This window comes from Caballeronia sp. GACF4 (genome assembly GCF_023631025.1).
Classification (GTDB): Bacteria; Pseudomonadota; Gammaproteobacteria; order Burkholderiales; family Burkholderiaceae; genus Caballeronia.
This window is the reverse complement of sequence record NZ_JALQDW010000014.1, coordinates 88,788-106,381: the sequence shown is the minus strand read 5'-3', so window position 1 is coordinate 106,381 and position 17,594 is coordinate 88,788. Positions and strand designations below refer to the sequence as shown.

Genomic DNA, 17,594 nt, shown 5'->3' with positions numbered 1-17,594 from the left:
TCATGAATTCGCTCCTTCGCTTCCTCTCGTTCTCGCTCGCGGCTGCTGTCGTCGCCATCGGCTCCGTTCCGCATGCGCACGCCGAGCGCCTGAAAGACCTCGTCTCCTTTCAAGGCGTGCGTGACAATCCGCTGATCGGTTATGGCCTCGTCGTCGGTCTCGACGGCACGGGCGACCAGACCATGCAGACGCCGTTCACCACGCAGAGCTTGACCAACATGCTCGGCAACCTGGGCATCACGGTGAATTCAGCGACCACATCGAACATGCAATTGAAGAACGTCGCCGCCGTGATGGTGACGGCTACGTTGCCGCCGTTCGCGCGTCCCGGCGAAGCGATCGACGTGACCGTGTCCTCGCTCGGCAACGCCAAGAGCCTGCGCGGCGGCACCTTGCTGATGTCGCCGCTGAAGGGCGCGGACGGTCAGGTCTACGCGATGGCGCAGGGCAACCTCGTCGTCGGCGGCGCGGGCGCAAGTGCGAACGGCAGCAAGGTGCAGGTCAATCAACTCGCGGTGGGCCGCATCTCCGGCGGCGCGCTCGTCGAACGCGCGGTGCAGAGCACGGTGCTGCAACAAGGCGGCACCATGCAGATGGAACTGCGCGAGATGGATTTCGACACGACCCAGCGCATCGTCGCGGCCGTGAACAACCAGTTCGGCACGGGCACGGCGCTCGCGCTCGACGGCCGCACGATTCAGTTGCGCGCGCCGTCCGAAGCGAGCGAACAGGTCTCGTTCATGGCGCAATTGCAAAACATCGACGTGCGTCCGGCGCAAGCCGCGGCCAAGGTCATTCTGAATGCACGCACCGGCTCCATCGTGATGAATCAGATGGTCACGCTGCAGAATTGCGCGGTCGCTCACGGCAACCTGTCGGTCGTCATCAACACGAAAACGGCGGTGAGCCAGCCTAACGCGTTCTCGAACGGCCAGACGGTCGCCGCGAAGGAATCGTCGATTCAGTTGAAGCAGGATAGCGGCGCGCTCAAGATGCTTTCGGCGGGCGCGAATCTGGCGGACGTGGTGAAGGGCTTGAACGCACTCGGCGCGACACCGGCCGATCTGATCTCGATCCTTCAGTCGATGAAGGCGGCGGGCGCACTGCGCGCCGACCTCGAAATCATCTAAGGGACGACGGCACATGAACTCGACTTCGAGCGGTATCGCCAACACGGCATTGGCATCTACCGAGACGGGCGGACTGTCGAACCTGACCAACCGCTTCGCGCTCGATACGCAGGGCTTCGACGCGTTGCGCGCGCAGGCCAACGCATCGCCGCAACAGGGTTTGAAGGCGGCAGCCAAGCAGTTCGATGCGGTCTTCACGACGATGATGCTCAAGAGCATGCGCGATGCGACGCCCTCGGACAGCCCGTTCGAGTCGAACGATACGAAGTCGTTCACGGCGATGCTCGACCAGCAGTTGTCGCAGCAGATGTCGTCGAAGGGTATTGGCGTGGCGGACGCGATGTACAAGCAGCTCATGCGCACGGCGGGCATCAAGGACACGTCGGCCACGGGCGGCGCGGCAAACGGCATGAACGCGATGAACGCGCTGTCGGGCGGCGGCGGCAGCAGCGACGCGAACGCGGGCAACATCGCCGCAATGAACGCAATGGCCAAGGCCTACGCCGCGGCGCAGGCCAACAAGAGCGGCGCATCGCTCAACAGCGGCAACGGCTACACGGGCGCCGACGCGCTCGATCCGGGCGTGCGCGGCAACGGTTCGGACAAGGTCAACGCGTTCGTCGAACGGCTGGCCACGCCCGCGCAAGCCGCGAGCGCGGCAACGGGCATTCCGGCGCGCTTCATCATCGGCCAGGCGGCGCTGGAATCGGGCTGGGGCAAGCGCGAGATCAAGTACGCGAACGGCGCGACGAGCCACAACATTTTCGGCATCAAGGCGACGTCGAGCTGGACCGGCAAGACAGTGGATTCGGTGACGACGGAATACGTCAACGGTCAGCCGAAGAAGGTCGTGGAGCGCTTTCGCGCCTACGATTCCTACGAAGCCGCGCTCACCGACTACGCGAGCGTCATCAAGAACAATCCGCGTTACGCGCCGGTCGTGGAGGCATCGCGCGATGTCGCGGGCTTCGCGCACGGCATGCAAAAGGCAGGCTACGCGACCGATCCCCAATACGCGAAAAAGTTGATCTCGATCATGCGTCAGATCGCCTGACGAAGCGTTTTCGAATTGACCGAAAGGCAGGCGTTTCGTCAACGGCGGAACGATCCTGCCTTTTTGCGCTCGGCGCTCAATACGTTGATTTAGAGCCATGCGCGCTCTTTGGCCTGCTTCGTGCATGTGCAAACGTTTTAGTCCTCGTAGGGACGGCGCGCCACATATTTTTCGGGGCTGCCTGTCTAAACTTTGCTGGCAGTTTGCCGCTATCCCTAAGAAGAAACTGCCGGTTCGAAGGTGAGCCGGTTCGACACGTGGCGTAGCGGAAATGGACGGTACGCGACCAATGAATACGGCCAGCACAATGAATATCAATCACATGCAGGACTTCGCCAACGACGACATTGCGCCGATCGTGGACTTTGGACGACGCAATCCGCTGGAGATCGGTGTGTCGTTGCGCAACCTTGCCCATCGCGGCGACTTTTTGACCGCGCAATACGGCGACGGGCAGATTGTTACGCGCCTTTTGGACGTCGATGTTACGGGACATCGCTTTACGTTCGACTGGGGCGGCATGGCGGAACAGAATCGTCACGTGCTGGCTGCGCCCAAGCTGATTTTCAGTTCGGCGCCGGACGGCGTGCGACTCGAATTCACCACGGGCGCCGCGCGTGAGACCGTGTTCGACGGACGTCCCGCTTTCGAGGCCGAGTTTCCGCCGGTGCTTTACTACATGCAGCGTCGCGAATATTTCCGCGTCGAAGCGCCGGTGCTCGACCCCTACATTTGCAGCGGTTCGCTGCCGGATGGCGAGCGCTTTCGCTTCGAAGTGCATGATCTTTCGCTTGGCGGCGTCGCGTTGCGAACCACGGACGAACGCGTGGCCGACCTGGAGATGGGCATCGTGATTCAGGATGCCGAACTGCACTTCACGACCACCGGCAAGGTGACCGTGGATATCAAGCTGGTGTCGCACAGGGAATCGACGACGGCCAAGGGAGATCGCCGCTTCACGCTCGGCTTCAAATTCATTTCGATGCCGGGATCGGCGGAAAACACGCTGCAGCGGCTCATTACGCAACTGGAAATGAAGCGGCGCGCGCTGGCGAAGTAAGGCGGCCGTTCATATTGGTTTCATCCCTCGCGGCGGCGCTGCTCTGAGCGCCGCCCGTCCTGCTGCAAGGTTTCCCGGCTTTTTCCATTCCCTCGCGTCGCGATACAGCCAAAAGCGCACGCCGGAATCCAATCCGAATAAGCCCCAAAACCCCCTTCAAATCGCCAAATTGCGCTTGCACGACGCGCTTGATAATGCCCAAGTCGAGCAAACCGTCCACGGTATCCGCGTTGAAGAACCGGTCCGCGAACGTTTGCCGAAACGCTCAACTTTCCCGGCGCTTCGCCGATAAACAAGGCAGCTATCCGGCGGCGTTGCATGACGCCATCGCCGCCAAGACAAGGATCAACGCATGTCCAACAACATCTTCAATATCGGCCTGTCGGGACTGAATGCGGCTCAATGGGGCCTGACAGTCACCGGGCAGAACATCAGCAATGCGGCGACGCCCGGCTATACGCTCGAAAAGGCTTCGTTTCAGGAGTCGTCGGGACAGTACACGGGTTCCGGCTATCTCGGCAGCGGCGTGCAGACGACTACCGTCACGCGTCAATACAGCCAGTATCTGACCACGCAGGTCAACAACACGACCGCGTCGAGCAGCGCCGCCAACACCTATTACTCGTTGATCTCGCAGCTGAACAACCTGGTTGGCGATCCCACCACCGGTATCGCAACCGGCATTAGCAACTATTTTTCGGGCATGCAGTCGGTGGCGAATTCGGCGAGCAGCACGTCGTCGCGCCAGTCGCTCATGAGCAACGCGCAGACGCTCGCGAATCAGCTCAATTCGGCAGGTGAGCAATACGACCAGTTGCGTTCGAGCGTCAACACGCAACTGACGAGCGCGGTCTCGTCGATCAACAGCTACACGCAACAGATCGCTGATCTCAACAAGCAGATCAACGTCGCCAGCGCGCAAGGTCAGCAGCCCAATCAGTTGATGGATCAGCGGGATCAGGCCGTCGCGAGTCTCAGCTCGATGGTCGGCGTGCAGGTCGTGCAAACGGATGGCAACTACAACATCTTCGTCGGTAACGGACAGCCGCTCGTCGTCGGCGGCACGGCTTCGGCATTGCAGACGGTGACATCGCCGACTGACCCGAGCGAATTGACGGTCGCGTTCAAGAGCAAGGACGGCACGACGCCGACCGCCGCGCAGACGCAATACCTCGATACCAGCGCGTTGTCGGGCGGCGTGGTTGGCGGCCTGATGGACTTCCGCTCGCAAACGCTCGATCCGGCGCAAGCGCAACTCGGCGCGATTGCGACGAGCTTTGCCGCGCAACTGAACGGACAGAACTCGCTCGGCCTCGATCTGAACGGCCAGGCTGGCGGCGCGCTCTTCTCGGCGGGTTCGCCCACCGTCTACGCCGACGCGCGCAACAAGGGCACCGGCACGGTCACGGCCGAGTTCTCCGATGCCACGCAGCCCACGTCCAGCGATCTCACGGTCACCTATAACGGCACCGGCTTCGACGTGACCGACACCCAGAGCGGCAAGGCGCTCGGCAGCTTCACGCCGCCCAACGCGTTCGACGGTCTGAAGATCACGCCGTCGGGCACGATGCAAGCGGGCGACTCGTTCTCCATTCAGCCGACGCGCGCCTCGCTCGACAACTTCCAGCTCGCGACGACCAACGGCTCCGCGATCGCGGCCGCTTCGCCCGCGGTGACATCGGCGGCGACCGCGAACACCGGTACGGCCACGATTTCCTCGGCGACGGTCGCGGCGGGTTACAGCACGCCTTCGGCTATCGCACTCACGTACAACTCGACGGCGGGCGGCTTCACGTCGAATGTCGCGGTGACCGTGGGCACCACGAATTACCCGGCCAACACGACCATTCCCTACGATTCGTCGAAGGGGCTCACTGTCACGTCGAACGGCATCAGCGCGACGATCAGCGGCAAGCCGGCCACCACGGACGTGTTCAACATCAATCCGAACACGGGCGGCACGAGCGACGGCAGCAACGCGCTCACCATGTCGAACCTGGTGTCGACCAAATCGATGAACGGCACCGACACGCTCACGAATTCCTATGCGAACTACGTGAACCAGATCGGCAACCAGACGAACCAGCTGAAGAGCACGAGCTCGTCCCAAACGGCGCTGCTCAGTCAGGCGACATCGGCGCAACAGTCCGTGCAGGGCGTGAACCTGAACGAGGAAGCGGCGAACCTCATGCAGTATCAGCAGCTTTATCAGGCGAACAGCAAAGTGATTCAGACGGCTTCGACGCTGTTTCAGACGCTGCTTGGCATCTTTAACTGAGGCATTTAGCGATGCGTATATCCAGTTCGCAGTATTTCAACATGAACGTCGCTTCGATGAGCGACCAGCAGAGCTCGCTTGCCTCGATGTATCAGCAGATCTCGTCGGGCAAGCGCATTCTGACCGCTTCCGACGACCCGCTCGGTGCCGCGCAGGCCGTGCAGCTCACGATGAAGACCGCCACGCTCACGCAATACAGCGCGAATCAGACCACGGCGCTTTCGTCGTTGCAGCAGGAAGATTCGACCTTGAGCGACGTGAGCGGCGTGCTGCAAAGCATTCAGACGCAAGTCGTGCGCGCGGGCGATGGCTCCCTCACGAACGCGGATCGCAAATCGATTGCGGATACGCTGCAGGGTTATCGCGACCAGTTGATGAGCGTCGCGAACACGACCGACAGCGAAGGCAATTACATTTTCTCGGGTTTAAAGGGCGGCACCGCGCCGTTTTCGAACAATGCTTCCGGCGTAGGCACGACGTATTCGGGCGATGCCGGCCAGCGCACGGTGCAGATCAGCTCGGGCCGCTCGATTCCCGTGGGCGACACCGGCTCGTCGATTTTCATGGGCGTGTCGCCCACGGATAGCGACGCGGTACCGTCGGCATCGGCGACCAATACGGGCACGGCCACGATCAGCAAGGTGAGCACGACCGATCCGGGCAACGCGAACAATGCGAGCACGTATTCGATCGCGTTTTCGGTATCGTCGACGGATGGTTCGACGAGCTACCTCGTGACCGCGACGCCGCCTGACTCGTCGTTGTCGACGACACCGACCGCATACACGGCCGGCACGGCGATTTCGTTCGGCGGTCAGAAGGTGACGGTCAGCGGCGCGCCCGCGAACGGCGACAGCTTCACGGTGCAGCCGGCGGCATCGGGCAACAACGATGTGTTCGCGACGCTCGACAATTTGATCAGCGCGCTCAAGCAGCCGACGGGCACGCCAGCCTCGGAAGCGACGTTGACCAACGCGTTGTCGACGGCTTCGACCAAGCTCGACAACACCTACACGAACGTGTTGTCTGCGCAGACGGTGGTGGGTGGCCGCGAGCAGGAAGTGAAGGCCACGCAGACGTCGATGGCGACTTCGCAGACGCAGACCGCCAGCGATCTTGCGAATCTGACGAGCATCGATCTGGTTTCGGCGATCAGTTCTTATGAGCTCACGCAGAACTCGTTGACGGCGGCACAGCAGGCGTTTTCGCAGATCCAGAAGTTGTCGTTGTTTAACTACCTCAGCTAATAAGAAGTCTTTGTCTCTCGTTTTTTAAGGGAACTTCGAGAAGGGCATCGTGCGGTTTGGCGATGCTCTTTTTTTCGTTTTTTCAGTGGAAGAAGCCGGGAACGATTGCCTATGATTGACGCACCGGACTTAAGTGCAACGTCGAGGATTCGTGCGTCATGAGATACCGACTGCTTGGTGAGACGGGTGACGGAAATGAGGATTGATCGCGCGCTCGTTGTGCTCGGTGCAATGACATGTCCGATCATGCTTGTCGCGTGTGGAAGCGGCTCGGATTCGCCGCCTGCCCGCGAGAACACGGCACAACTCGACGCCGGGCGGGCACAGTGGGCCGCGACGCTGCCGGAGCCGGACGCTGACTACGGTGAATATCCGTCGAATTATCAGGACATCATCAAGGCGGCCATGGCGAAGACGCTCAAAGACCCTGAGTCGGCGCGCTATGGCGATTTCTCCACGCCAACGAAGGATCAGGCTATCGAGAACATGACGGAGCACCGTGCCGTTTATGGTTATCTCGTGTGCACGGACATCAACGCGAAGAACAGCTATGGCGGTTACACGGGAGCCAAGCGCCGCTGGTTCCTTATTCGCAACGGCGCTGTCGTTCGGTATGGTGAACGGCCCATGTATGTCGGGCACGTCGCGCCGTGCATGCGCGCACCGTGAGCCACGATGCGGGCAATGAGGCGTCAAGGGCCCATCGAGCCCGCGATCCTTCCCACCTGTCCCAACCCCGCCTCGAAGATCCGCTGAAAAAACGGCATCAAATTAGGCACCATCAACTGAAGCAGCAACAAGCCGACGAGCATGGTGACCGGAAAACCCACCTGGAAGATGCCGATCTGCGGCGCCGCGCGATTCAGAATGCCGAGCGCGAGATTGGCGATAAGAAGCGCCGCCACGACCGGCAACGACAGCAACAACCCGGTGGAAAAAACCGAAGCGCCATAACCCACCATCACCCGCCAACCTTGCGCATGCGAAGCGGACGCCACGACATTGACATCGACGGGCACACTCTGGAAGGTCGTGATTAGTGCCGCGATCAGTTGCAGATGCCCGTCGAAGACGAGAAACGCCAGCATCGCCAGCGTGTTGAGATAGCGCGATACCACCACGGCATTGCCACCCGCGCGCGGATCGTAAAGCATCGCGAAACCGAGGCCCATTTGCTGTCCTATGAACTCGCCAGCCGCATCGACGGCGGCAAAGGCTATTTGCATCGTCATGCCAATGGCCGCGCCAATCAGGAACTGATTGACGATGATCCACACGCCCGCCGCTGAAAACACCGTGGCGTCGGGCATGGCGGGCAAGGTGGGCGTGACGATCAGCGTGATGAAGGCCGCCAGCGCGATCTTCACGCGCGTGGGCAACGCCATATGGTTCAGCACCGGCGCGGTGGCCATCAAGGCGAGGATGCGCACGAACGGCCACAGAAACGCCGTGAGCCAGCCGTTCAGTTGCGCATAAGTAACCGAGAACATCGAACGAATCAGCCCGTGATTGCAGGCGTGATGGTGAACACGTGCCGCATGTAATCGAGGATGGTCGTGAGCATCCACGGTCCCGCGATCACGAGCGTCACCGCCACGGCGATCAGCTTCGGAATGAAGGAGAGCGTCGATTCGTTGATCTGCGTGGCCGCCTGAAAGAGACTTACCACCAGACCCACGACGAGCGCGACCAGCAAGAGCGGGGCAGCCAGCAGCAACGCGACATACATCGCCTGATGCGCGATGGTCATGACCGATTCGGGTGTCATTCCAGCAACCTCAATAGAAACGATAACGTTACGAAACGAAGCTCTGCGCAAGCGAGCCGATCAGCAACTGCCAGCCATCGACGAGCACGAACAGCATGAGCTTGAAGGGCAGCGCTATCGTCGTGGGCGAGACCATCATCATGCCCATCGACATCAAGACGCTCGCCACCACCACGTCGATGATGAGGAACGGAATAAAGATGGTGAAGCCGATCTGAAACCCCGTCTTCAGTTCGCTCGTCACGAACGAAGGCACCAGCAGCGACAGCGGCACGTCTTCCGGACCGTTCATCGGCGCGGCCTTCGAGATGCGGGCGAACAGCGCGAGATCCGCTTCGCGCGTCTGCTTCAGCATGAACTGCTTGAAGGGCGCGACGCCGCGCTGCATGGCCTGATCCATCGCGATGGTGCCGTCGGAGAAGGGCTTGTATGCGTCGGTGTAGGCTTTGTCGAGCACCGGCGACATCACGAAAAACGAGAGAAACAACGCGAGGCCCACGAGCACTTGATTAGGCGGCGTGCTCGTCGTGCCGAGCGCCTGGCGCAAGAGCGACAGCACGATGATGATGCGCGTGAAGCTCGTCATCATCAGGACCATGGCCGGGAGGAACGAGAGCATCGTCAGCAGCAACATCGTCTGCACGCTGAGCGAGTACGTCGTGCCGCCGTTCGGGCCGGGGCTGGTATTGAAGGCGGGAAGACCCGCCGTGCTTTGCGCGAGCGCCGCGACCGGCAACAAGGCGATCACGACCGGCAGCACCAGTTTCACGCCGCGCACGATGTTACGACTGACCTGCATTACTTGCTCCCGCCCACGAACTTCTGAAGACGCTTGTTCGCTTCACCGGCGAGGGCATCGCGAAACCGCTGACCAAAACTGCCTTGCAACGTTTGCGCGGCCGACGGCGCTGGTTCGCCGCTTACGTCCGCATCCGCCGCTCCGGCGGGCATGGTATGCAGCAAGCGCACGTTGCCGGGCCCCGCGCCGAGCACGAGCCAGGTATCGCCTATTTCGACGACCGCCACGCGCTCCTTGTTGCCGAGCGACGCGCCGCCCACTACTTTCACGAGGCCGCCTTTCCTGCCGCCTTGGAAGCCGAACTTGCGAGCGAGCCACGCGCAACCGAACACGAAGCCGATCACGATGACGAGACCGAACAGCGTCTGCAACACCGCGCCGAAACCGAGCGACGGCACGGCGCTTCCCGCGCCGACGCTCGAAGCGATCTGCGCGGCGTGGTTCACGGCGTTCATATCGGCTGCGCGGGACAGCGCAGGCACGAAGACAATCAGGACGGCGGCAAAGCGTTTCATCGATTCAACTTCCGGATACGTTCGGACGGCGTGATGATGTCGGTCAGGCGAATACCGAACTTGTCGTTCACGACCACCACTTCGCCTTGCGCGATAAGACAGCCGTTCACGAGCACGTCCATTGGCTCGCCCGCCATGCCGTCGAGTTCCACGACCGAACCCTGCGCGAGTTGCAGCAGGTTGCGAATCGCGATCTTCGTGCGGCCGAGTTCCACCGTCATCTGCACGGGGATGTCGAGAATCATGTCGATGTCGTTGCGCGTCGAAGGCGCCGCGGCTTTCGACAAGGGCTGGAACACGCCCGCGCTGGCCACGGCAGGCGTTTCGTTGCCGTTCTGCTCGGCGAGCGCGCTCGCCCAGTCGTCCATCGACAACTCTTCCGCCTTCATGTCGCCCACGCCGGTCGAGCCGGGCAGTGTGCCTTCCTGCAAGAGATCACTCATATCCACCTTCCTTCATGTTGTCCGACGCGCTGACCATTTTCTGCACGCGCAGCGCGTATTGACCATTGAAAATTCCGTAGCCGCATTCCATCACCGGCACGCCGTCCACCTTGGCGACGACATGCTCGGGCACGTCGATCGGCAGCACGTCGCCCTTGCGCATGTTTAGCAGCCTTTCGAACGACGAACGGATCTCGGCGAGTTCCACCGTCAGTTCCACTTCCGCCGATTGCACTTGCTGCGAGAGCACGCGCACCCAGCGGCGATCCACTTCGAGCGCTTCGCCCTGAATCGGCGAGGAGAGCTGATCGCGAATCGGCTCGATCATCGAGTAGGGCATGCAGATATGCAGCGTGCCGCCCGTCGAACCGAATTCGATGGTGAACTGCGTCACGATGACGATTTCATTCGGCGTCGCCACGTTCGCGAACTGCGTGTGCATTTCCGAGCGCATGAATTCGAACTGCAGCGGACGCACGCTCTTCCACGAAGCGGAGTAGTGCTCGAATACCAGCGTGAGCAGCTTGTGGATGATGCGTTGCTCGGTCTGCGTGAACTCGCGGCCTTCGACGCGCGTATGGAAACGCCCGTCGCCGCCGAAGAGGTTGTCGACCACGAAGAACACGAGGTTCGGATCGAACACGAACAGCGACGTGCCGCGCAGAGGCTTCACATGGACCAGGTTGAGGTTGGTCGGGATCGGCAGATTGCGCGTGAATTCGCTGTACTTCTGCACCTTCACCGGGCCGACGGAGATTTCCGCCGAACGCCGCATGAAGTTGAAGATGCCCACGCGCAACAGGCGCGCGAAGCGGTCGTTGATGATTTCGAGGCCGGGCATCCGGCCGCGGACAATGCGTTCCTGCGTCGCGATGTTGTAAGGACGAACGCCGGCGGGCTTGCTGTCGTCTGAGACCTGATCGACTTCGCCGGTGACGCCCTTGAGGAGGGCATCGACCTCCTCCTGCGACATGAACTCTTCGTGGCCCATGACTCTTTTCCGTTTCCTTGAATCTGGTGCGCGGGCTTACTGCACGACGAATTCGGTGAACAACACTTCTTCGACGTGGGCGGGATGATCCGGCGCGCTGGCGGCCTTCTCGACGGCTTCGCGCAGTTCGTCGGCGAGCTTGCGCTTGCCTTCGACGGTTGCCATCTCTTCTGGGTGCTTGCCGGAGATGAGCATCAGCACGCGGCTGCGGATCTCAGGCATGCGTTCGGTGATCTGCACCTGAGCCTTTTCGTCCGCGAGCTTGAGCGACAGACCGACGCGCAGGTAGTGCATGATGCCGTCGTCGGCTTGCAGGTTGACGGTCAGCGAATCGAGCGGGAAGAACACGGGCGGCGGCACCGGTGCGGGCTTGGCGGGGCCGTGAGGCTGCTTGCCGAGCATGAAGTAAGCGCCGCCGGCGCCAGCACCCAGCAGAACGACCGCGCCAATGGCGATGATCAGAGTCTTCTTGAGCTTGCCGCTCTTCGCGGGAACGATGTCTTTCGGATTTGCAGTGGTGGTAGCCATGAATTCTTGCCCTCTTTCGATAGGTTGAATTGTTGGCTATAACGCCGTTGAGCGATGGGGCGAAAAGAGGGGGGATTTGGGGCTAACTCGTGGGTTAGGGCAGCTTGCTGGCGGATGCAGAGCCTTGCTATTCCGGTCTCGACGGCCCGTGAGCGAACGCTGAAAATGGGCGCGCGAACGCATTGCCGCGAGAAAGTTGCCCATGCACAGCATTTGGCACTATTTTTCAGCAAGGGCCCTTCGGTCATGTGAAACTGCGGTACGGGCGATACGCCAAGCGTTTCAGGCCGCTTTCTGGAAGGTTAGATGCGGCTATAACGCCTTCGCCTGAACGACGTTTCTTGCATTTAACGCGCATATCTACAAATCGACGTTAGACACGAACGTGTTGTCATCGCCGATGTACAAGAAAGGCAATAGCGAAATGACCGTCTATTACGCCGCCGTGGATGGCGACCCGCTCACCAGCGAAGAGGGGAGCTACGTAATCGCGCAAGGGCAACTCGGCGCATTGCGGACGAAAGCGGTCGACTGCGCGGCGGGGCAGTGATCGGCGACTTCGCCTTCTGCACAGCTTGCGAGAGCACAGGCGAAATTACCTATGGTGTCCATCTAACACCGGGCCGTAGACCTAAAGATCGGGGACGCGATTGGGCGCTTGGCGGTGACCGGGTTCTTTGCCAGTGCTCGACGTCTCCGATCATCTATCCGGCTCACGGAAGACGATGCCGGATATTCGATCACGCGCCCATCACGCGCTTCTCGTCGAGCAATGCTTCGGCAGAGCCGCCGGTACCTCCTGATGCAGACCACTGGATCAGCTTCACTCTGCGCGAGCCGGAAAGCTACGAAGGCATGTCATGCGTCGCACGCTTCGCGGACGGGTCCAGCGAGCGAGGCAGTATCGGCGGCGGCAACAACATCCGGTTCGCTAGATCGAACACCAGCGCATGCACACGTATCGAGATCGCGGTAAGCGTTTCTCCCAGTGAGGAAGCGACCGTATCTCAAGCACTTTTATCGATTATTCGAGCTTAATGCCAGACACAAGAGCGCCAGTAAGCGGCAGTACCATCAGAGGTTCTTTCGCGGCGAACAAAGATCACCAGATTGATTCCCGGATTCTGGCCGATGCGCGCGCCGCTCTCGAAGGCGCTGGAGCGTATTCTCCCAAAGCGTTATCAGCGACGCGAGCGTGCGAGCGCGTTATGCCGCTGGCATCGAGCGAATGAGCGAGACCGTTCAAACCGAAGTCAACGCTGGACGCATGACCGCTGCAGAGGGTGCGGCTTTCTGCCAGGACATGCGCAATCGCATCATGGAAGAGGCGAGGACGGCCACTTCGCCCACGAGTTTGGCAAAAGCACAGGCATATAAGGCAGAAGGGCTTGGCCTTGAAAAGCTTCTCGACAAGTACTCGGTTAAAAACTTCTCCAAGCCATTTCATGCATTAACCGAGTCTGAAAAAGACCGCGCTTACTTCTCGATAATCGAATCGGCGGGAAGGAGTAACGCCAAGGTCAACGCAAAAACGGCCCGAATGAGATTGATGGGCAAGGTCGGCCTCTTGATAACAGGAGTGCTCGCCGGATATGAGATTTTGAACGCCAGAGACAAGATAAGCGAAGCTGAACGCCAAATTGCGTCCATTGAAGGCGGGTTGATCGGCGGTGCGCTTGCGGGTCTTGCCGTAGGATCAATCTGCGGACCGGGAGTCCCAATATGTGCTCTCGGTGTCGTCTTGATCGGTTCAACTCTCGGTTCTGTCGTAACTCAAACGGCTCAGGACGCTTATCTCGACGAATTGGAGGAATTCCGCACGTGGGGCATCAGATAGACCAGCAGGCAAGGGAGCGTATTTGGACGACGATGGCGGAATTCTTCGTCGATAACAGAATCGACTACGACTACCAAGCATCGAAAATATGTGTCTATCCATTGAAAGAACTCAAAAAGATTTTCTTTCGGGAGGTTGCTCCAGTGTGCGGTCCGAACGCCTTGACTGCAGCGCCGCCGATCTGGCTTTCATTCGATGATCAAACGGTGATCGATGAAGTCAGGAAACTCCTCTTGAAACGCGACGCGTCTGCTTTCTTCCGTCTGCGACACGAACTCAGCGTTCTGTATCTTCGGGTGACACTCAACGGAATTTGGCAGGAAGTCGAAAAAGCGATCACGCGTCAGCGAGGACGCGCAACCTGCGCTTGATCAATGTGATTGCAATCGGTTCGTCCCAAGAAGCCAAATCGATTGCACCACGGTCATCAAGCAAACGTATCCACCAACCCGACCGTGCGCCGCACCGGCATCGTCACCGTGCTTGCCACGCCCGAATCGCTACCGCCGACGCCGCCAACACCGCCCACGCCGCGTCCGTTGCCCGACGACGAGCGGCCCTCGCCGCGGTCCTGTTGCGACGACTGGCGCGCGAATCCATCCGAAACGCTGGTGGAGCCTAGGCTGATACCGTTGGCTTCCATCGCCTCGCGCAGCTTCGGCATCGCGGCTTCGACCGCTTCGCGCACCTGCGCATGCTGCGACACGAAGAGCGCGTGCGCGTGGTTCTCGGAAACCTGCAGAGTGACCTGCAACGGGCCGAGATCCTTCGGATTGAGCGTCAACTCCGCACTCTGTTGCTGCGAATTCGAGAGGAAAACGACTTTCTGGCTGAACGCATCGTCCCAGCCGCCAGCGCCCACGTGCGGCGCAATCGCCGCGCTGGTCGCCGCCGTCATCTCGCCTTGCGCACTCGATACCGCCGACCCCGCCGATGCCGATTGCATCGCCACCGCGCGCGCCGCTGCATCGGCTTGCTGCGAGATGGCTTTGTACGCCGCGCTGCCCGCATCGGCTTGCGGGGTCAGCGCGGCCTGAACCGCTGCCGCATCGCTTGCCAGTGCCGCGGTCGTGGCCGGCGCCGCGTTGTCCCTGGCATCGCCGGCGAGCGCGTTAAGCAGGCCGCCCGAGCGATTACCCTTCGATCCTTCGCCGACCATGCCGCCCGACGGCTCGTCACTCTTTCCAGCGCCCGTGGCCGCGCCCGCGCCCGCATGCGCCGATGCCGCCGCGTTCATCGGCACGGCATTCGCCGGCACGTTGTTCATCGCGGCGAGCGCGGCCTGCAGCGCATCTTGCGCGGACTTGGCGTCGCCGCTCTTGTGCGTGTCGCCGGTCGCGGTCTTGTCGTCATCCGTCGATGCAACCGCCGTCGCGGCCGCATCGGTTACGTCGGACACGGTGGTATTCGCAGCTTCGGCGGCGTCCGCGCGCTCGGCCGCATCGGCGGCATCCGTCGCTTTCGCGGGCTTTGCCGGGGCGGCAGGCTTGGACGCATCCGCCGTTTCGGTCTTGCCCGAAGGCTTCGATGCCTCCTTCGTCGAATCCGTCTTGCCGCTCTTGTCGGCCGACGACGACGCCTGCGTGTCTGTCGCGCTATCGCTCTTCTTCACGTCGCTCGCGTCGTCCGACTTGCTGGCGCTCGCGGTGTCGTCGGACTTCGGCACGTCATGCACGCTCGACTTGGCCGCAGTGGACGAAGACAAGGACGACGCCGCCAGCGCCTTGGCTGCCTGTGCGTCGGCATTGGCCTTGTCGGTCATGCTCTGCAGCGTCAGGCCGAACGACGCGCCTGCGTCCGCTGCACGCTTTTTGGCAGCCGAAGATGACGAAACGCCCGACTGCGCGCCGATGGAAGAAACGGAGGACATGCGTTACCTCGAAAAAGTCCGGTAGTTAAATTCAGGCGCGTTCGGCGCGCATGCGCAGCACCTTGGCCGCGTGCTCGTCCGATTCGCGCTGTTCCACGCGCGCCGCCTTCTTGGCGAGCAACGCCTCGCCGCGCGCCGCGAGCACCTCGTAGCTGCCGACCTTCTGCTTCTTGAGACGCCATTCCGGCTTCGCTGCCTCGATGCGCTGGTCGGCCATCACGAGCAACGTGCGCTGTTGCGCAATCGCCGAGTCCAGCGTGTCGACGAACGCCTGGAAGTTACGCAGCGTCTGCGCCGTCGTGCCTTGCTGCGCCGACGCCGTGAAACGCGCGTGATATTCGTCGCGATACGTCACGAGCGAATTGAGTTGCCCCTCGATTTCGTTGCGCTCCTGCTGAAGCTTGCCCAGCTTCTTGGTCGCGGCGTCGAGTTCTTCCTGAGCGAGTTCGATCAGGGTGTTGATCGGCAGATTCTTTGACATGGACGAGTTGGTCTCTGTGGTCGCGCGGTTTTTTTAATAACTTATGACAAATATAGGTGCGGCTGCAAATACTAGTTGAAAAGTTGATGCAATAAATCAAGACTCGGTTCGAAATTCGCCTGCTCGCGAAAGCCTTGCTGTAAAAACGACTCCATTCGCGGATAAAGCGCGATGGCCCGGTCGAGCAGGGCATCGCGGCCGCTGGAATACGCGCCCACGTTGATCAGATCGCGATTGCGCTGATAACGCGAAAGCATCTGCTTGAAAAGGCGCACGTGCTCGAGATGCTTGTCGTCGATGAGCGCGGTCATCGCGCGGCTAATCGACTGTTCGATATCGATAGCCGGATAATGCCCCGCCTCGGCGAGCGAGCGGTTCAGCACGATATGGCCGTCGAGAATGGCGCGGGCCGAATCGGCGATCGGATCTTGCTGGTCGTCGCCTTCGGTGAGCACGGTGTAGAACGCGGTGATCGAACCGCCGCCTTCCGGGCCATTGCCGGTACGCTCGACGAGCGCGGGCAGCTTGGCGAACACCGACGGCGGATAACCCTTGGTCGCGGGCGGCTCGCCAATCGCAAGTGCGATCTCGCGCTGCGCCATCGCGTAACGCGTCAGCGAATCCATGAGCAGCAACACATGCTTGCCCTGATCGCGGAAATATTCGGCCAGCGAAGTCGCGTAAGTCGCGCCCTGCATGCGCAGCACCGGCGAAACGTCGGCCGGCGCGGCCACGACGACCGAACGCGCGAGACCGTCTTCGCCGAGAATCTGTTCGATGAATTCCTTCACTTCGCGGCCGCGTTCGCCGATCAGTCCGATCACGATCACTTCCGCGCTCGTGTAGCGCGCCATCGTGCCGAGCAGCACCGATTTACCGACGCCCGAGCCCGCGAACAGGCCCATGCGCTGGCCGCGTCCAACCGTCAGCAGCGAATTGATTGCGCGCACGCCGACGTCCAGCACTTTGTGAATCGGCTCGCGATTCAGCGGGTTGATGACCGGCGATGACAACGGCGCATCGACTTTTGCGCCGAGCGGGCCGAGTCCGTCGAGCGGACGGCCGGATGCATCGACCACGCGGCCGAGCATCTCCCAGCCGACCGGCAGACGTTTTGCGCCTGCCATCGGATCGTTGATCGGCGCGCTTTCCAGCGGATACACGCGCGCGCCGGGCAAGAGGCCGGCCATTTCCGTGGTCGGCATCAAAAAGAGTTTGTCGCCCGCGAAGCCGACGACTTCGGCTTCGGCGGTCGGAATGGCGCTGCCCGGCGGCAGTTCGATCATGCATTCGGAACCGACGCCCATCTTCAGTCCGACCGCTTCGAGCACGAGGCCGGCGGCGCGCGTGAGACGTCCGCACGGACGCAGCGGCTTGGCGATCGCGGTACGCGCCTTGAGGGCGTCGAGCTTGTCGCGCCAGGCGTCGATATGCGGATTGCCCGCCATGTTCGCGAGTTCCGCGATGGTCCGCGCAGCGAGTTCCTCCGGCGATTCTTCCTCGACGACAGCCTCCGGCCCGAACGACGCGCGCGCGATTTCCTGCTCCAGCTCGCTCAGCCCGTCCTGCGTGATGCGATGCGTCATTGCGCTA

The 17,594-nt window shown here is 61.3% G+C and carries 19 protein-coding genes; 9 read left to right on the top strand and 10 right to left on the bottom strand.

Annotation, left to right across the window (positions count from 1 at the left end; translation table 11 throughout):
* The first annotated feature begins 2 nt into the window (after window positions 1-2).
* The 6 genes from NCR40_RS13045 (at window position 3) to NCR40_RS13020 (ending at window position 7,438) form a co-directional block, all read left to right on the top strand.
* Window positions 3-1,130 carry a flagellar basal body P-ring protein FlgI gene (locus NCR40_RS13045; RefSeq protein ID WP_244826553.1) on the top strand — a complete coding sequence of 376 codons (1,128 nt, stop codon included), beginning with the start codon at window positions 3-5 and terminating at the stop codon, window positions 1,128-1,130.
* Window positions 1,131-1,143: 13 nt separating this feature from the next.
* Window positions 1,144-2,184, top strand: a complete 1,041-nt coding sequence (flgJ, locus tag NCR40_RS13040; RefSeq protein WP_244826552.1) for a flagellar assembly peptidoglycan hydrolase FlgJ — start codon at window positions 1,144-1,146, stop codon at window positions 2,182-2,184.
* A gap of 307 nt (window positions 2,185-2,491) precedes the next feature.
* Window positions 2,492-3,244 (top strand): flagellar brake protein, encoded by a 753-nt coding sequence (locus NCR40_RS13035; protein ID WP_250509642.1) that lies wholly within the window; start codon window positions 2,492-2,494, stop codon window positions 3,242-3,244.
* A 352-nt stretch (window positions 3,245-3,596) separates the two neighbouring features.
* The gene (gene flgK, locus NCR40_RS13030) at window positions 3,597-5,522 is read left to right on the top strand and encodes a flagellar hook-associated protein FlgK (RefSeq protein WP_250509641.1); all 1,926 of its coding nucleotides are present in this window, start codon (window positions 3,597-3,599) and stop codon (window positions 5,520-5,522) included.
* Window positions 5,523-5,533: 11 nt separating this feature from the next.
* Window positions 5,534-6,769, top strand: coding sequence for a flagellar hook-associated protein FlgL (gene flgL, locus NCR40_RS13025; protein ID WP_244826549.1), 1,236 nt, complete (start codon window positions 5,534-5,536; stop codon window positions 6,767-6,769).
* 195 nt (window positions 6,770-6,964) lie between these two features.
* Complete coding sequence (locus NCR40_RS13020; protein WP_250509640.1) at window positions 6,965-7,438, top strand: hypothetical protein; 474 nt, start codon at window positions 6,965-6,967, stop codon at window positions 7,436-7,438.
* A 23-nt stretch (window positions 7,439-7,461) separates the two neighbouring features.
* Here NCR40_RS13020 and fliR read toward each other — a convergent pair whose 3' ends face one another.
* From fliR to fliL, 7 genes are read right to left on the bottom strand one after another with little or no spacing between them, the layout of a single operon-like run.
* A complete protein-coding gene (gene fliR, locus NCR40_RS13015; RefSeq protein WP_250509639.1) occupies window positions 7,462-8,259 on the bottom strand; it encodes a flagellar biosynthetic protein FliR in 798 nt (265 codons plus the stop codon).
* Between the two features lie 8 nt (window positions 8,260-8,267).
* Window positions 8,268-8,537: a flagellar biosynthesis protein FliQ gene (fliQ, locus tag NCR40_RS13010; protein ID WP_244826546.1), complete on the bottom strand. Its 270-nt coding sequence runs from the start codon at window positions 8,535-8,537 to the stop codon at window positions 8,268-8,270.
* 28 nt (window positions 8,538-8,565) lie between these two features.
* Complete coding sequence (gene fliP / locus NCR40_RS13005) at window positions 8,566-9,336, bottom strand: flagellar type III secretion system pore protein FliP (protein WP_250509638.1); 771 nt, start codon at window positions 9,334-9,336, stop codon at window positions 8,566-8,568.
* On the bottom strand, window positions 9,336-9,851 hold the full coding sequence (gene fliO / locus NCR40_RS13000; RefSeq protein WP_250509637.1) for a flagellar biosynthetic protein FliO: 516 nt from the start codon (window positions 9,849-9,851) through the stop codon (window positions 9,336-9,338). The genes fliP and fliO overlap by 1 nt, the downstream gene beginning before the upstream one ends.
* The gene (fliN, locus tag NCR40_RS12995; protein ID WP_244828135.1) at window positions 9,848-10,240 is read right to left on the bottom strand and encodes a flagellar motor switch protein FliN; all 393 of its coding nucleotides are present in this window, start codon (window positions 10,238-10,240) and stop codon (window positions 9,848-9,850) included. The genes fliO and fliN overlap by 4 nt, the downstream gene beginning before the upstream one ends.
* Window positions 10,241-10,286: 46 nt before the next feature.
* Entirely contained in the window at window positions 10,287-11,285 is a 999-nt protein-coding gene (gene fliM / locus NCR40_RS12990) for a flagellar motor switch protein FliM (RefSeq protein WP_244826543.1), read from the bottom strand.
* Window positions 11,286-11,321: 36 nt separating this feature from the next.
* Window positions 11,322-11,813 (bottom strand): flagellar basal body-associated protein FliL, encoded by a 492-nt coding sequence (gene fliL, locus NCR40_RS12985; RefSeq protein WP_244826542.1) that lies wholly within the window; start codon window positions 11,811-11,813, stop codon window positions 11,322-11,324.
* 424 nt (window positions 11,814-12,237) lie between these two features.
* Here fliL and NCR40_RS31290 point away from each other — a divergent pair, with 424 nt between their 5' ends.
* From NCR40_RS31290 to NCR40_RS12975, 3 genes are all read left to right on the top strand, one after another.
* Window positions 12,238-12,363 (top strand): hypothetical protein, encoded by a 126-nt coding sequence (locus tag NCR40_RS31290; RefSeq protein ID WP_284507766.1) that lies wholly within the window; start codon window positions 12,238-12,240, stop codon window positions 12,361-12,363.
* Between the two features lie 678 nt (window positions 12,364-13,041).
* The gene (locus NCR40_RS12980; RefSeq protein WP_250509636.1) at window positions 13,042-13,650 is read left to right on the top strand and encodes a hypothetical protein; all 609 of its coding nucleotides are present in this window, start codon (window positions 13,042-13,044) and stop codon (window positions 13,648-13,650) included.
* Complete coding sequence (locus tag NCR40_RS12975) at window positions 13,635-14,021, top strand: DUF7079 family protein (protein WP_250509635.1); 387 nt, start codon at window positions 13,635-13,637, stop codon at window positions 14,019-14,021. Before NCR40_RS12980 ends, NCR40_RS12975 begins: the two co-directional genes overlap by 16 nt.
* A gap of 56 nt (window positions 14,022-14,077) precedes the next feature.
* On the opposite strand, the gene NCR40_RS12970 is transcribed toward NCR40_RS12975, so the two are convergent.
* From NCR40_RS12970 to fliI, 3 genes are all read right to left on the bottom strand, one after another.
* Window positions 14,078-15,520: a flagellar hook-length control protein FliK gene (locus tag NCR40_RS12970; RefSeq protein ID WP_250509634.1), complete on the bottom strand. Its 1,443-nt coding sequence runs from the start codon at window positions 15,518-15,520 to the stop codon at window positions 14,078-14,080.
* Window positions 15,521-15,551: 31 nt separating this feature from the next.
* Window positions 15,552-16,001, bottom strand: a complete 450-nt coding sequence (fliJ, locus tag NCR40_RS12965; RefSeq protein ID WP_244826537.1) for a flagellar export protein FliJ — start codon at window positions 15,999-16,001, stop codon at window positions 15,552-15,554.
* 71 nt (window positions 16,002-16,072) lie between these two features.
* A complete protein-coding gene (fliI, locus tag NCR40_RS12960; protein ID WP_250466294.1) occupies window positions 16,073-17,587 on the bottom strand; it encodes a flagellar protein export ATPase FliI in 1,515 nt (504 codons plus the stop codon).
* Window positions 17,588-17,594: the final 7 nt, after the last annotated feature.

What these genes read in the sequence shown, in the direction of transcription:
- fliJ (WP_244826537.1), bottom strand. Translation starts at nt 16,001, where the DNA reads ATGTCAAAGAATCTGCCGATCAACACCCTGATCGAACTCGCTCAGGAA.
- flgL (WP_244826549.1), top strand. Translation starts at nt 5,534, where the DNA reads ATGCGTATATCCAGTTCGCAGTATTTCAACATGAACGTCGCTTCGATG.
- fliR (WP_250509639.1), bottom strand. Translation starts at nt 8,259, where the DNA reads ATGTTCTCGGTTACTTATGCGCAACTGAACGGCTGGCTCACGGCGTTT.
- fliI (WP_250466294.1), bottom strand. Translation starts at nt 17,587, where the DNA reads ATGACGCATCGCATCACGCAGGACGGGCTGAGCGAGCTGGAGCAGGAA.
- flgJ (WP_244826552.1), top strand. Translation starts at nt 1,144, where the DNA reads ATGAACTCGACTTCGAGCGGTATCGCCAACACGGCATTGGCATCTACC.
- NCR40_RS13035 (WP_250509642.1), top strand. Translation starts at nt 2,492, where the DNA reads ATGAATATCAATCACATGCAGGACTTCGCCAACGACGACATTGCGCCG.
- NCR40_RS12980 (WP_250509636.1), top strand. Translation starts at nt 13,042, where the DNA reads ATGAGCGAGACCGTTCAAACCGAAGTCAACGCTGGACGCATGACCGCT.
- fliL (WP_244826542.1), bottom strand. Translation starts at nt 11,813, where the DNA reads ATGGCTACCACCACTGCAAATCCGAAAGACATCGTTCCCGCGAAGAGC.
- fliQ (WP_244826546.1), bottom strand. Translation starts at nt 8,537, where the DNA reads ATGACACCCGAATCGGTCATGACCATCGCGCATCAGGCGATGTATGTC.
- fliO (WP_250509637.1), bottom strand. Translation starts at nt 9,851, where the DNA reads ATGAAACGCTTTGCCGCCGTCCTGATTGTCTTCGTGCCTGCGCTGTCC.
- NCR40_RS31290 (WP_284507766.1), top strand. Translation starts at nt 12,238, where the DNA reads ATGACCGTCTATTACGCCGCCGTGGATGGCGACCCGCTCACCAGCGAA.
- fliM (WP_244826543.1), bottom strand. Translation starts at nt 11,285, where the DNA reads ATGGGCCACGAAGAGTTCATGTCGCAGGAGGAGGTCGATGCCCTCCTC.
- NCR40_RS13020 (WP_250509640.1), top strand. Translation starts at nt 6,965, where the DNA reads ATGAGGATTGATCGCGCGCTCGTTGTGCTCGGTGCAATGACATGTCCG.
- NCR40_RS12970 (WP_250509634.1), bottom strand. Translation starts at nt 15,520, where the DNA reads ATGTCCTCCGTTTCTTCCATCGGCGCGCAGTCGGGCGTTTCGTCATCT.
- fliP (WP_250509638.1), bottom strand. Translation starts at nt 9,336, where the DNA reads ATGCAGGTCAGTCGTAACATCGTGCGCGGCGTGAAACTGGTGCTGCCG.
- fliN (WP_244828135.1), bottom strand. Translation starts at nt 10,240, where the DNA reads ATGAAGGCGGAAGAGTTGTCGATGGACGACTGGGCGAGCGCGCTCGCC.
- NCR40_RS13045 (WP_244826553.1), top strand. Translation starts at nt 3, where the DNA reads ATGAATTCGCTCCTTCGCTTCCTCTCGTTCTCGCTCGCGGCTGCTGTC.
- flgK (WP_250509641.1), top strand. Translation starts at nt 3,597, where the DNA reads ATGTCCAACAACATCTTCAATATCGGCCTGTCGGGACTGAATGCGGCT.